Raw genomic sequence first — 13,271 nt, forward strand, 5'->3', positions numbered from 1 at the left:
CTAATCAAATAAATAACATTATGAATAATAATAAAAGGAATAGAAAAGAAAACTTTCAAAAACCGACGTAATCTATTATAATAATCAGTGTTCGCCTGTATAGGTAAATTTGTTAACAATCAAAAGGAGAAAGTTATGGAAAAGTTTTTTAAACTGAAAGAACATGGCACTACGGTTTCTACAGAAATTGTAGCGGGTATCACAACCTTCTTTGCAATGGCTTACATCATATTTGTAAATCCGCAGATATTAAGCCAGACAGGAATACCCTTTGGAGCAATATTTTTAGCAACAATTATTTCATCTGTTGTTGGTACGCTGGTAATGGGGTTGTTTGCTAATGTGCCTTATGCACAGGCTCCTGGTATGGGATTGAATGCATTCTTTACTTATACTGTAGTATTTCTTCTGGGATTTTCCTGGAAAGAAGCTTTAGCAATGGTATTTTTATGCGGACTTATCAATATTCTTATAACTGTAACAAAAGTACGTAAATTGATCGTAAAAGCAATTCCTTCCGGTCTCCAGAGTGCTATCGGAGGTGGTATCGGTATCTTTATCGCTTACATAGGAATTAAGAATGCCGGTTTAATCAAATTTACATTAGATCCCGGAACATATACAGCACTGGATGGCGGAACAATCATCGGAAGCAGCAGTGCAATTCCCGGACTTGTGGACTTTAATGATAAAAAAGTTATTCTTGCCCTTATCGGCATTCTTATATTATTTGTATTATTAGTTTTAAAGGTAAAAGGCGCTATCCTGATTGGTATAGCTGCAACAACCATTATCGGTATTCCCATGGGTGTTGTTAACATTTCTGATTTAAAAGGAACTTCCGGTCTTGCAGATTCCTTTAAGAGCTTAGGTACCGTGTTTGGTTCCGCTCTCGGTTCAGAGGGAATTGTATCTCTTTTTAAGGATGCTTCCAGAATTCCTCTTGTATTAATGACAATCTTTGCATTCAGTTTATCCGATACATTTGATACAATCGGAACCTTTGTCGGAACCGGTAAGAGAAGCGGTATCTTTGACGCAGAGGATGAGAAAGCACTTCAGGATGGAAATGGCTTTAAGTCAAAGATGGACAAGGCTTTATTTGCTGATTCCATTGCAACTTCTATCGGAGCTATTTTCGGTACTTCCAATACAACCACTTATGTTGAGAGTGCTGCAGGTATCGGTGCCGGCGGACGTACAGGACTTACCAGTGTTGTTACAGCAGTTTTATTCCTTCTTAGTATCTTCCTCGGAAATATCGTAAGCATCGTACCTACTCAGGCTACCGCTCCTGCTCTTATAGCAGTAGGTATTATGATGATGTCTTCCTTCAAAGAAATTGACTGGACTGACTTAGACGTAGCAATTCCTGCATTTTTTGCTTCAATCTTTATGGCCTTCAGCTACAGCATTTCCTACGGAATTGCAGCTGGTTTTATATTCTATTGCCTCGTAAAGACCTGCAAGGGAAAAGCAAAGGAAGTTCATCCTATCGTTTGGGTTGCAAGTGCTTTATTTATTATAAACTTTGTGGTATTGGCTTTCATCGAACATTAATTACGAATAATTCCTTTTATCTATAATTTAATATATTTTTATTTGAAAGAAGAGGACTTCCGTAAAGGAGGTCTTCTTTTTTACTTATCATATCGTGGGGAGGGTTGTCATATGATTAAATAAAAACAATTAGCCGGAAAAATGAAACAATTGAAACAAGACCAACAGCTTTATGGGAAACAAAAGTTAAAGATTAATATCAAGAATCCCAACTCTTCTTTCCTCACTGCAAAATATCTGGCTGAGATTATTCTGGAAGAGCTTAAGGACAGAGAACGGTTACATAAAGGGAAGGATGACAGAATTTGAAGGCAGCAGCTTATTGCAGAGTCTCTACAAAGCAGGAAGAACAGCTTGACAGTCTGGAAAGTCAGCAGAAGTTTTTTTTAGAATATGCAGCCAGAAATGAGTACGAGCTGGTACATATTTACGCAGACGAAGGTAAAAGCGGAACCAAAATGAAGAACCGAACCCAATTACTAAATCTTTTAAAGGATGCATCAAGCGGTGAATTTGACCTTATACTGATTAAAGACATTTCAAGACTTGCAAGAAATACAGTGGATTTCCTTACCAGTATAAGACGGCTTAAGGCTTGGGGGATTAAGGTTATATTTGTTAATTATGATCAGACCTCTTCGGAAAGCTCAGAATTTATGCTGACCATGCTAAGTGCAATTGCCCAGGAGGAAAGCGCAAATACCTCAAAGCGTGTGAAGTTTGGTAAAAAGCAGAATGCGAGACTAGGAAGAGTGCCTAATCTTGTATACGGATATGATAAAATACCCGGTGAATATTTTGATTTGAAAATTAATGAAAAGGAAGCGAAGGTTGTAAAAAGGATATTCGACCTATATATAAGAGGTCAAAAGGGAGCTTCTAAAATTGCGGAAATCTTAAACAACGAAAGAATAAAGACTAAGAAAGGCTGCAGCTGGAACCAATCCAGTATTTGCCGGATTCTGGATAATGAAATCTATATCGGAAAGGTAATAAACGGAAAAGAGGAAATAGAAGATTTCCTTACCGGTAAACGAATAAAACGGGAAGAGGAAAACTGGTTTATTACCTATAAGCCGGAACTCCAAATTATTGATGAGGAAACATATTCAAAAGCACATAAATTAAAAACAAACCGAAGAAAAGCTGGAAAAACACCGGGAACCGCAGAAACCGGCAAGCATCTCTTCAGCCAATTGATTATCTGCAGCGAATGCAGCGGTTACTTTCGCAGACTTTCCAGAACCTATAAAAATACAATAACAACCTGGGTATGCAGCACAAGAAATAAAAATGGTACAACCAGCTGCTCCAATGCCATATCTTTGAGAGAAGAAGAACTTATAGATGCGATCCATGGTTATTTTGCAATGGTATTTAAGGAAAATCAGGCTGTGGCAGAAACCATGTTAAAAGAGGGGAAGCTATTAGAAGTTGATGAAACTCTTTTAAAAGTACAAAGCTTAAAAAAAGAAATCTGTAAAAAAGAGAAAGAAAGAAACAAATACATAGAACTATATACCTTTGAGGTTATATCACTTAGCGAATTGAAGCTCCATACAAGCAGAATAGAGAATGAACTGTCAAATCTCAATGAACAGTTATTCAGAAGAGAATCTCAGACGGGCTATGAGGGCGGTAATGTGAATCTGCCCGAACACCTGCCGTCTGAGGAGAAAGATGTGGTAAGTTATGAGGCAAATCAAAAAGATACGGAGGATAAGATACTAAAATCATATATCAGGAAAACCTTCTCCGACAATATCAATCTAAGGAGGATAATAGAAAGGATCGATGCTGATGAAAAAGGAAATATCATAATTGAGATAAAAAAGCTCGCACAAAAACAGGAAAAGTGTGAAGGATACGATGAATGAATGAAAAATATTCAGAAGCTGCACATACAAACATAGATGTATGCGCAGCTTTTGTTAAGATATGTTCATTATTCTTTGCTTAAAAGCCATAATATACTGACATTTAAAGAATCGGCCAATGCCACCAGTTCGATATCTGTTACCGGTCTTTTGTATGACTCGATTTTAGATATTGAGGTACTTTCCATATAAACACCTCTGATTGCCAGCCTTGCAAGTAAATCCACTTGTGTAATTTTCGGGCTCCTTTTATATCTGGCTTCTCTAACCCGGTCTCCTATTAGATTTTTCATAGTTATTTATCACTCCGTTTACTTTTAATTTGCAACAATTTGATTATAAAAGATGTAAAGAATAATATATTGCTTTATGAGCAAATTTTCGAAAAAAATAAATAAAATAAATAATACTGTTGAAGGTTACTATAACCGAAAAAATCACACTTTACACAGAGCGTTTTTTTCTGTATCAACAGTACATAAAGATGTGACAGAACGTTTAGGGCAGATAAATCCTTCCCTGGCTAACAGAGCCAGAGTTGTGCTGGACCTAAATAAGTCAGAAAGGCATATCAGAGGTGGATTAGCCACAAAAGAAAAGTACCTACATAAAACCAAGTATAGTCAAGCATACTAAAGAATAAAAAGCAATTGCTCATAAAAAATATAGGATATGAAAAAGGCTCTTTGCATAGGCAAAAGAGCCTTTTAGTCAAGACATTCTATATTTCGCTATATTAGTTTATCTATGTATTTTATTTTTCAGATATGTATGCTATAATTTAAATAAAGTGCATAAAAACACATAAAAATATTTTATAAACTGTAACTGGCAGATGCATAATGAGAATCTTTACTAATAAATTAACAATCTTATAAACATAGTTGACGAATCAAGTTTTATTTGATACAATGCATCTGTAAATTAGCAAAGGAGAAGAAAATGGAGAAAAATATTGTTATCGTCGGTGCCGGATATTCAGGTATTCTGACAGCGAAAAAACTTGCGAAAAGATTCAAAAAAAATCCTGATGTAACCATAACCATTATAGATAAGAACCCATTCCATACAATGCTTACTGAACTCCACGAAGTTGCGGCAAGCCGCGTAGATGAAGACAGTATCAAGATCAGCCTTAAGAAAGTTTTTGCCGGAAGAAAGGTAAATGTTGTCATTGATACCGTAGCTTCCATCGATTTTACAGGCAAGAAAGTTTTAGGAAATACAGGCGAATATAAATATGACATTTTAGTTATGGCTGCTGGTTCCAAACCTACTTTTTATGGGGTACCCGGAGCGGAAGAATTTTCCTATAAACTATGGTCCTTTGATGACGCAGTGATGCTAAGAGACCGTATTCATAACGTTTTTCGACAGGCTTCTTGTGAAACAAATATCGAAGAGAGAAAGAAACTCTTAAGTTTCTTTGTTGTCGGGGCTGGATTTACCGGAGTTGAAATGGTCGGCGAACTGGCAGAATACGTTCCAATCCTTTGCGAAAAATATGAAATTGACAGAAAAGAAGTAACTCTTTGTGATGTTGACGGATTGAGCCGTGTTATCCCTAACCTGACTGAAAAGCTTTCTGCAAAAGTGGCAAGACGCTTGGAAAAGATGGGTGTTTCCCTTATAATGAATGCAACCGTATCAGCAGTTGGTAACGATTTTATAGAATTAAAACAAGGCGATAAAATAAATCATTATACCGCCGGAACAGTTATCTGGGCAGCTGGTATTCAGAGTGCTGATATTACACAGGAAGCCGGAAAGAATCTGGAACTTACCAGAGGCGCACGTGTACAAGTAGATAAGTACCTTCGTTCCACAAAAGACGAGAAAGTATTTATTGCCGGTGACAATATGTATTATGTTCCGGAAGGTGAAGAACGTCCTGTTCCCCAGATGGTTGAGAACTGTGAGCAGTGTGCAGACACTATTGCGCACAATATAGTTTGTTCAGTAACCGGACAGGGTGAGATGGAAGTTTACAAACCTGCATTCCACGGTGTTATGGTTAGTATCGGAGGAAGATACGGTGTGGCACAGGTAGGTTTACCGAATCACATGTTCAGTCTGGCATCATTCTTCGCTATGTTTACAAAGCATTTCATTAATATTATTTATTTTATTCAGGTACTTGGATGGAATAAGATATTCAGCTATATAAAACATGAGTTCTTTACAGTAAGAAACTGCAGAAGCTTTGTGGGAGGACATTTCTCCAACAGAACACCTAGTTTCCTTTTAGTAGCTTTAAGAGTATGGCTTGGAGCCGTATGGGTTTATGAAGGTATTATGAAGATTGTTGAAGGCTGGTTTACCGGAAGTAAATTAACAGATTTCTTCGGCGGCGCCAATACTTGGTATAACAGTATCTTAAATGCAGCATCAAACGTAGCTACCAAAGCTGTTGAAAGCGGAGCAGCAGATGCAACTTCTTCTGCAACAGCAAGCGGCGGCGGGGAAGGAGCAGCACAGGCAGTAGGCCAGGTGTTAGTACATTTTAATATTCTTGGGTTAGTTAAAGTTATTTTTGTAAGCGGTAAGACATTGGCAGAGTCCACATTAAATGACCTGGCATTCAAATTAGATATTCCGCTTATGAACTGGTTTGTAAATCATCTTATTTTACCGAACAACGGAATGCAGATGTTTATGCAGATATTTATCGTAATAGCAGAAATTTTAATCGGTCTTGCATTAATCGGCGGACTTCTTACAGGTCCTGCAGCAGCTGTTTCCTTAGTACTTCAATTTATGTTTGTCTGCACAACTGGCTTATATTTAAACACTTTCTGGATGATATTTGCAGGCATCGCGATGTTAATCGGTGCAGGAAGAACCTTTGGTCTGGATTACTATGCAATGCCCGGACTTAAGAAATGGTGGAAGAAATTACCTATAGTAAGAAAGTTGTACATTTATAATGATTAATAATAAGACACACAGTCAAAGCGATATAACCCTTTTATCTGCTGAGGAAGCCACAAAGGCTGCAATCGAGGAGATGGACCGTGCCATAGCACGGTCCCCAAGGGTTGTTCGCGGATATATAACTCATTTGCTCTCATCCAGGGGCAAATATATTCGTGCAGGAGCACTTATCATCTGCAGTCAGAACGAAGAAGGGTTGGTTCATCCGAATGCAGTTAAGATGGCGGCGGCTATAGAAGTACTACATCTGGCTACGTTGGTACATGATGATGTGATAGATGATGCGGATTTACGCCGGGGCGAGCTGACGCTGCAAAAGAAGTTTGGTAAAAAAACGGCTGTAATATGCGGTGATTATCTTCTATGCACTGCCCTTATGTTAGCGGCTTCCATTACTGAGAAAGAAAAATATCTGAGTCTTGCACTTCCTGACTATGCAGGTAAAATATGCACTGGGGAATTGGAACAATATATTAATAATTTTAATCTGAATCTCTCGGTTTATCAGTATTTAAAGATTATTTCAGGCAAAACAGCGGCATTATTTGAGGCTTCTTTTTATGCAGGTGCGGTTCTTGCGGACTATGATAAAAAGGAATGCAACCGCTACAAACAGTTGGGCTTTAATATCGGAATGATATTTCAGTTGACAGATGATTTAATGGATTTTGAATCCACCAAGGAAAAAAGCATGAAACCGGTGCAATCGGATTATGAGCAAGGTGTTATAACCCTCCCGCTTATACATGCCTTAAAGAATGAAGTTGATTTTAAGCAAAAGGCGGAGAAGAAGGATATCTCAAGACAGGAGATAAATGATGCCGTCAATCGTTCCGGAGGACTTAAGGCCACCAGACACATTGTCGATAAGTACTATAAGAAATCCTTAAAGATAATGGATGAATTGTCACTGAATCCTGTAAAAAAAGAAAAGCTTACAGAAATATTAAATAAAGCTTCCCGTTTAGATTAAGGAGCAAAAGCAGATGATAAAACGGTTTTTTGAATATGTAGAAATCCGGACTAAAATTACCAGTCTCTTTGCATTTGCCATGTCAATTGGTGTTTTACTCTATCAGGGTGAATCAATTCAGGTAATGATTACACTGGTATTCTTTTGCTCCATGTTTTTGATAGATATTGCTACTACAGCAATTAATAATTATATAGATACCAAGGATGGTAACCAGCTGCTCCCCTTTCAGAGAAGAACAGCGCTGCATATTATATATGCGCTGCTGATTTCCGGTGGGATACTGGGAATCTACTTGGCTTACCGTACTGATTTGGTTGTTTTATTTGTCGGAGGGCTTTGTTTTTTGTGTGGTGTGTTATATACCTATGGCCCGGTACCCATATCAAGACAGCCTTTAGGAGAACTTCTTTCCGGTATCTTTTACGGTTTGTTTATTCCGTTTTTAATGTTTTACATTAATTCACCGGCAGGAACCTTTTTAAGCTATAGCATAAGCTTGGAAGAAGTTAGTATAAGTTTTCATATCATACCGATTCTTAAACTTTTCCTGGTTGCTGTGATTCCATTTTGCTGCACAGCGAATATCATGCTGGCAAATAACATTTGTGATGTAGAAAAGGATATTTTGGTAAAACGGCATACCCTGCCTTATTATATTGGTAAAAAATCAATTGGATTATTTGCCGGGCTTTATTACATTTGTTACGCTGGTATTATTTTAATGTGTATTGTTAAAATATTATCACCATTGTGCTTACTGGCACTACTTACCCTGTACCCGGTAGAGAAAAACATCAGGGAATTCAAGAAAAAACAAGTAAAAAGTGAGACCTTTGTGGTTTCTATAAAGAATTATATTGCAATTATGGGCAGCCTTACAATACTTGTATTTATTAGTTTGCTGCTTCCCTAATTAGAATGATTAAGGCTAATCAGATTTTGTGTTTTAAAAGTGTTTATTTTTATCAGCAAATGCTGGTATTAAAATAAAAAAATAATCATATTATGGAGGATAAAATTTATGAAAAAAGGCTTAGCACTTGTATTATGCATGACTTTAGTGCTTTCTGCTTTGACAGCTTGCGGTAAGAGCAGCGGTTCTAAAGGCGAAGCAATTAAAACTGGTCTTGGTATAATTACACACGTATCAAGTTCAACCAATGCAGGAGACGAAGATGGTCTCGCTGAGACAGATTCTTATGTTGCTGCTGTAACTGTTGGTTCTGATGGAAAGATTATCGAGTGTAAACTTGATGCTGCTCAGACAAAAATCAACTTTTCTAAAGAAGGAAAACTTACAACTGATTTAGCTACAGTTATGAAGTCAAAACAGGAACTGAAAGAAGAATACGGTATGAAGGGCAGCTCTTCAATCGGTAAAGAGTGGAATGAGCAGGCTGATGCATTCGCAAAATATTGTGTTGGAAAAACTTTAGATGAAGTTAAAGGTATTGCCGTAACAGATGAAGGTAAAGCTAGTGATGCTGATCTTTCTTCTTCTGTAACAGTACATGTTGGTGATTTTATTGCCGTTGTTGCTAAAGCTGTTGCAAATGCACAGGATTTAGGTGCAAAATCCGGAGATAAATTAGGATTCGGCGTTAATACAACAATTGATAAGTCCACAGATGCTGCAGCAGATACTGATGGTGTAGCTGAAGCTTATTCTTACTACACAGCAGTAACCGTTGATTCTTCCAAGAAGATCACAAGCTGTGCTATTGATGCTTCTATCGCTGATGTAAAATTCAATACAACAGGTACAATCACATCTGATATTTCTGCTGATGTTCAGTCTAAACAGGAATTAAAAGATGCTTATGGTATGAAGCAGGCTTCCTCCATCGGCAAAGAGTGGTATGAAGAAGCAAATGCATTTGCTAAATATGCTACAGGTAAGACAATTGACCAGATCAAAGGTATTGCTGTAAGCGATGAAGGAACACCGAAGGACTCTGATCTTGCAAGTTCTGTAACAATACATATTGCACCTCTTTCTGGTGTAATCGAAAAAGCTGTAACAAACGCTCAGTAATTCGTAAAGGCGTAGCTTTAAGGGAGGTAGTTTGACTACCTCCCTATTTTAAACAGAGAATATATGTGATAGAACAATTTCAGGTTCTATAGAAATGGAGACTAACGTGGGAAAGCGGATTTTATGCTTGGCACTGATATTTATTAATGTAATTTCTCTCACCTCCTGTGCTTTTTCAAAGCCAAAAAGATATGAAGCGGAATTTCTGGTTTTATTTGATACGGTAACAAAAATAGTCGGTTATGCCGACAGCAAAAAAGAATTCGACAAAAATGCCCAAATGATCTATGATGAGCTTAAAATATATCATGAGTTGTATGACATCTATAACAATTATGACGGGATTAATAATATAAAAACAATTAACGATAATGCTGGTGTTAAACCGGTAAAAGTGGATAAGAAGTTATTGGACATGCTTGTATATGCCAAGAATGCTTATACTGAAACAGACGGCAAATTAAATATTGCTCTTGGAGCAGTTCTGCAGGTATGGCATAAATACAGGGAGGAAGGTATTAATGACCCTGAAAAGGCTAAACTTCCACCCATGGAGTTGCTGCAGGAAAAAAACAAACATACGAATATTGATAATCTGATTATTGATGAGAAGAATTCTACCGTATTCCTAAAAGATCCCGAAATGTCTCTTGATGTAGGAGGCGTAGGCAAGGGATATGCAACCGAACAGGTATGCCAATATGCTGAAGCTCATGGCTTTGCAAACGGTATGGTCAGCGTCGGAGGCAATGTCCGGGTTATCGGAAGCAGAGACGGTAAGGGAGAGCCTTGGCATGTAGGTATACAGAATCCGGATTTAAACAGTGAAAAGACGAATCTGCTGATTCTGAATCTAACAGAAGCATCTTTAGTATCCAGCGGTGACTATGAAAGATATTATATGGTTGACGGCAAAAAGTACCATCACATCATCGACCCTGTAACCTTAATGCCGTCAACGTATTTTACAGCAGTCACTATCGTATGCAAAGATTCCGGAATGGCAGATGCCTTTACGAAAGCAATTTATAACATGCCTTATGAGGATGGACTAAAGTTTGTAGCAGCGCATCCCCAGATACAAGCCCTTTGGGTATTCAAAAACGGAGACATCAAATATAGCCCTGGTTTTGCAAAATACATCAGAGAACAATAAGAATGTGAAAATTAAAAAGATAATTTTCACAGACATGTTTGCACCTGCGAAATCCTCGGTATAAACATGAGGTACATTACATTAGAAAGTCATAGATAGGAGTTTACATGAAGAAATCTACGGCAGGCCAAGTCGCTTTTTATGGAATATTTGTGGCACTTGCCTTTATATTTAGTTTTGTTGAGGTGTTGGTTCCCATATCCCTGGGAATCCCGGGGATTAAGCTGGGACTGGCAAATATTGTGGTGCTTACAGCTCTTTATGCCATGGGCCCAAGGGATGCATTCTTTATCTCCTGTGTCCGGATAGTACTGGTAGGATTTACATTCGGTAACATGGCAAGTCTTCTTTACAGTATAGCAGGAGGACTTCTAAGCTGGCTGGTAATGTGTCTGTTCAAGAAAATCAAGGGCTTTAGTATGATTGGAGTAAGCCTTGCGGGAGGAATATCTCATAATATCGGGCAGATAGCAGTAGCGGGACTTATGCTGAAAACCACAAGTATTATATATTATTTGCCGGTATTACTGATTGCCGGTACTGTAACAGGAATTTTAATAGGAATACTTGGAGGAATGCTGCTTAAGGTACAGTTAAAGCTTAAAAACAGCACAAGATATTGGTAAACACGGAAAAGGGGTGATGGGAACATGGCAACGATAAAAGACATTGCTGAAAAATGCAGCGTATCGGTATCCACTGTCAGTAAGGCATTAAATGGATACAGGGATATCGGTGAAGAGAAGAGAGAAGAGATTAAGAAGGTCGCCATTGAATTAGGGTATCTGCCTACTAATGGAGAAAAAATCTTAAAAACAAAAAAGACTTATAACATAGGGGTGCTCTTTTCAACTCTTTTTGACTATGGACTCAGAAATGAGTATTTTGCCCATGTTCTGGCGTCTTTTAAGGAAAGAGCTGCCTTAAAAGGCTATGATATTACATTTATAGAGCAGAATATGGGAAAGCGCAGTATGAGCTTTCTGGAACATTGCAGATACCGTAACTTTGATGGTGTATTCATTGTGTGTGCAGATTTCACTCAGACCCAGGTAATCGAATTGATTAACAGCCCTTTTCCTGTTGTGACCATTGATCAGGTATCGAATGAAGCAATTTCTATCTTATCGGATAATTACGATGGAATGAGACAGCTGGTGCAGTATATAATAGACTGCGGTCATGAAAGAATAGCCTATATACATGGAAATAAATCATCGGTTACCCATAACCGTCTCGTAGGTTTTCATAACACTATGAAAGAAAATGGTCTTTCAATACCGGAAGATTATATGATAGAAGGAATCTACAGAAATTCGGAATTCTGTGAAGAACTGGCGATTAATCTTATGAAACTTCCGGTTCCGCCCACCTGTATTCTGGCGCCGGATGATCATGCTGCTCTTGGTGTAATGAATGGAATCAGGAAGGCAGGACTTAGAGTACCCGAGGATATTTCGGTTGCCGGGTATGATGGGATACTTGTCTCCCAGGCAATAGAACCCAGACTAACAACAATAAAACAGGATACGGATAAAATAGGAAGCGAAGCGGCAAGACAGCTTATCAATCTAATTGAAAGCCCTATGACAACATCTCTGGATTCCGTATGTTTGAAGGTTGAACTGATAAAAGGCGGTACAGTTAGAAACATAAAAAAATAATTGACGTGAATAATAAAGTATGTTATATTATATTGGCGATGGAAGAGGTCTTTTTTTTATGCCTAAAATTTTAAAATTCAAGCGGAGGTGGAAGCTGTGCGCGTAAAGATCACATTGGCATGTACGGAGTGCAAACAACGTAATTACAATACGACAAAAGAGAAGAAAGCACATCCAGACAGAATGGAAACAAAGAAATATTGCAAGTTCTGCAAATCACACACACTACACAAAGAAACAAAATAACGGTATCTTAAATTCTATACAGTTCACTTAAAAAGCAATTTTTGGGACAGACTGATAGGAAAGGAAAGTGAGAATATGGGAGAAAACTTAACTACAACGGAAAAGGCTCCAAAGAAAAGCAAGTTCAAAGGACTGAAAGCTGAATTCTCAAAAATAGCCTGGCCTGACAGAGATACTTTAATCAAGCAGTCCTCAGCAGTGCTTGCAGCATCTGTTGCGCTTGGTGTAATTATATCTGTAGTAGATTTAATCGTAAAATTCGGTCTCGGTTTTATTATTAAATAGAATAAGGATGGTCATATGTCAAAGACGAATTGGTACGTTGTTCATACCTACTCAGGATATGAGAATAAGGTGAAAGCCAACATTGAGAAAACAATTGAAAACAGAAAACTTCAAGATCAGATCTTAGAGGTATCCGTTCCCTTACAGGATGTTATCGAAGTAAAGAACGGCGTTAAGAAAAAAGTTCAGAAGAAGATGTTCCCTGGATATGTTTTGCTTAACATGGAAATGAACGACGATACATGGTACGTTGTTCGTAATACACGAGGCGTTACCGGATTTGTCGGTCCTGGCTCCAAACCGGTTCCCTTAACTGATTTAGAAATGAAAGCTATGGGAATTAAGAAAGACGACGTTGTTGTTGATTTTGAAATCGGTGATATGGTGGAGGTTGTTTCCGGTGTGTGGGAAAATACAACTGGCATCATTAAGCAGATTAATACTCACAAACAGATTGTCACAATAAGTGTCGATATGTTTGGCCGTGAGACTCCTGTCGAAATAAGTTTCACGGATATCAGAAAATTGTAAACAAAGA

14 protein-coding genes and 1 pseudogene are annotated in these 13,271 nt (G+C 37.9%); 14 read left to right on the forward strand and 1 reads right to left on the reverse strand.

Annotated features, from left to right (window positions below):
• Positions 1 to 135: 135 nt before the first annotated feature.
• From bsdcttw_RS01690 to bsdcttw_RS01700, 3 genes are all read left to right on the forward strand, one after another.
• Positions 136 to 1,560, forward strand: coding sequence for an NCS2 family permease (locus bsdcttw_RS01690; protein ID WP_185257728.1), 1,425 nt, complete (start codon positions 136 to 138; stop codon positions 1,558 to 1,560).
• Between the two features lie 141 nt (positions 1,561 to 1,701).
• Positions 1,702 to 1,869: a hypothetical protein gene (locus bsdcttw_RS01695; protein ID WP_185257729.1), complete on the forward strand. Its 168-nt coding sequence runs from the start codon at positions 1,702 to 1,704 to the stop codon at positions 1,867 to 1,869.
• Complete coding sequence (locus bsdcttw_RS01700) at positions 1,866 to 3,437, forward strand: recombinase family protein (RefSeq protein WP_185257730.1); 1,572 nt, start codon at positions 1,866 to 1,868, stop codon at positions 3,435 to 3,437. Before bsdcttw_RS01695 ends, bsdcttw_RS01700 begins: the two co-directional genes overlap by 4 nt.
• A gap of 68 nt (positions 3,438 to 3,505) precedes the next feature.
• Here bsdcttw_RS01700 and bsdcttw_RS01705 read toward each other — a convergent pair whose 3' ends face one another.
• Complete coding sequence (locus bsdcttw_RS01705; protein WP_185257731.1) at positions 3,506 to 3,730, reverse strand: helix-turn-helix domain-containing protein; 225 nt, start codon at positions 3,728 to 3,730, stop codon at positions 3,506 to 3,508.
• A gap of 169 nt (positions 3,731 to 3,899) precedes the next feature.
• Between bsdcttw_RS01705 and bsdcttw_RS01710 the strand changes: the two are divergent.
• The 11 genes and pseudogenes from bsdcttw_RS01710 to nusG all read left to right on the forward strand — a co-directional run.
• Positions 3,900 to 4,073 (forward strand): annotated as a pseudogene (locus tag bsdcttw_RS01710) (sporulation transcriptional regulator SpoIIID); the annotation flags it as partial.
• A gap of 306 nt (positions 4,074 to 4,379) precedes the next feature.
• Positions 4,380 to 6,371 carry an NAD(P)/FAD-dependent oxidoreductase gene (locus bsdcttw_RS01715; protein ID WP_185257733.1) on the forward strand — a complete coding sequence of 664 codons (1,992 nt, stop codon included), beginning with the start codon at positions 4,380 to 4,382 and terminating at the stop codon, positions 6,369 to 6,371.
• On the forward strand, positions 6,364 to 7,344 hold the full coding sequence (locus bsdcttw_RS01720) for a polyprenyl synthetase family protein (protein ID WP_185257734.1): 981 nt from the start codon (positions 6,364 to 6,366) through the stop codon (positions 7,342 to 7,344). Before bsdcttw_RS01715 ends, bsdcttw_RS01720 begins: the two co-directional genes overlap by 8 nt.
• A 13-nt stretch (positions 7,345 to 7,357) precedes the next feature.
• Positions 7,358 to 8,260 (forward strand): UbiA family prenyltransferase, encoded by a 903-nt coding sequence (locus tag bsdcttw_RS01725; RefSeq protein WP_185257735.1) that lies wholly within the window; start codon positions 7,358 to 7,360, stop codon positions 8,258 to 8,260.
• Positions 8,261 to 8,368: 108 nt separating this feature from the next.
• On the forward strand, positions 8,369 to 9,382 hold the full coding sequence (locus tag bsdcttw_RS01730; protein ID WP_185257736.1) for a hypothetical protein: 1,014 nt from the start codon (positions 8,369 to 8,371) through the stop codon (positions 9,380 to 9,382).
• A gap of 106 nt (positions 9,383 to 9,488) precedes the next feature.
• Positions 9,489 to 10,538, forward strand: a complete 1,050-nt coding sequence (locus bsdcttw_RS01735) for an FAD:protein FMN transferase (protein WP_225903764.1) — start codon at positions 9,489 to 9,491, stop codon at positions 10,536 to 10,538.
• Positions 10,539 to 10,645: 107 nt separating this feature from the next.
• Positions 10,646 to 11,164: a Gx transporter family protein gene (locus tag bsdcttw_RS01740; protein WP_185257738.1), complete on the forward strand. Its 519-nt coding sequence runs from the start codon at positions 10,646 to 10,648 to the stop codon at positions 11,162 to 11,164.
• A gap of 24 nt (positions 11,165 to 11,188) precedes the next feature.
• On the forward strand, positions 11,189 to 12,202 hold the full coding sequence (locus bsdcttw_RS01745) for a LacI family DNA-binding transcriptional regulator (protein ID WP_185257739.1): 1,014 nt from the start codon (positions 11,189 to 11,191) through the stop codon (positions 12,200 to 12,202).
• A 96-nt stretch (positions 12,203 to 12,298) separates the two neighbouring features.
• Positions 12,299 to 12,448 carry a 50S ribosomal protein L33 gene (gene rpmG, locus bsdcttw_RS01750; RefSeq protein WP_084558626.1) on the forward strand — a complete coding sequence of 50 codons (150 nt, stop codon included), beginning with the start codon at positions 12,299 to 12,301 and terminating at the stop codon, positions 12,446 to 12,448.
• 75 nt (positions 12,449 to 12,523) lie between these two features.
• Positions 12,524 to 12,733, forward strand: coding sequence for a preprotein translocase subunit SecE (secE, locus tag bsdcttw_RS01755; protein WP_185257740.1), 210 nt, complete (start codon positions 12,524 to 12,526; stop codon positions 12,731 to 12,733).
• A gap of 15 nt (positions 12,734 to 12,748) precedes the next feature.
• Positions 12,749 to 13,264, forward strand: coding sequence for a transcription termination/antitermination protein NusG (nusG, locus tag bsdcttw_RS01760; RefSeq protein ID WP_185257741.1), 516 nt, complete (start codon positions 12,749 to 12,751; stop codon positions 13,262 to 13,264).
• Positions 13,265 to 13,271 lie beyond the last annotated feature (7 nt).

Source organism: Anaerocolumna chitinilytica (genome assembly GCF_014218355.1).
Classification (GTDB): domain Bacteria; phylum Bacillota; class Clostridia; order Lachnospirales; family Lachnospiraceae; genus Anaerocolumna; species Anaerocolumna chitinilytica.

Coding starts and splice junctions, on each gene's coding strand:
- bsdcttw_RS01690 (WP_185257728.1), top strand. CDS start 136: ATGGAAAAGTTTTTTAAACTGAAAGAACATGGCACTACGGTTTCTACA.
- bsdcttw_RS01695 (WP_185257729.1), top strand. CDS start 1,702: ATGAAACAATTGAAACAAGACCAACAGCTTTATGGGAAACAAAAGTTA.
- bsdcttw_RS01705 (WP_185257731.1), bottom strand. CDS start 3,730: ATGAAAAATCTAATAGGAGACCGGGTTAGAGAAGCCAGATATAAAAGG.
- bsdcttw_RS01715 (WP_185257733.1), top strand. CDS start 4,380: ATGGAGAAAAATATTGTTATCGTCGGTGCCGGATATTCAGGTATTCTG.
- bsdcttw_RS01720 (WP_185257734.1), top strand. CDS start 6,364: ATGATTAATAATAAGACACACAGTCAAAGCGATATAACCCTTTTATCT.
- bsdcttw_RS01725 (WP_185257735.1), top strand. CDS start 7,358: ATGATAAAACGGTTTTTTGAATATGTAGAAATCCGGACTAAAATTACC.
- bsdcttw_RS01730 (WP_185257736.1), top strand. CDS start 8,369: ATGAAAAAAGGCTTAGCACTTGTATTATGCATGACTTTAGTGCTTTCT.
- bsdcttw_RS01740 (WP_185257738.1), top strand. CDS start 10,646: ATGAAGAAATCTACGGCAGGCCAAGTCGCTTTTTATGGAATATTTGTG.
- bsdcttw_RS01745 (WP_185257739.1), top strand. CDS start 11,189: ATGGCAACGATAAAAGACATTGCTGAAAAATGCAGCGTATCGGTATCC.
- secE (WP_185257740.1), top strand. CDS start 12,524: ATGGGAGAAAACTTAACTACAACGGAAAAGGCTCCAAAGAAAAGCAAG.
- nusG (WP_185257741.1), top strand. CDS start 12,749: ATGTCAAAGACGAATTGGTACGTTGTTCATACCTACTCAGGATATGAG.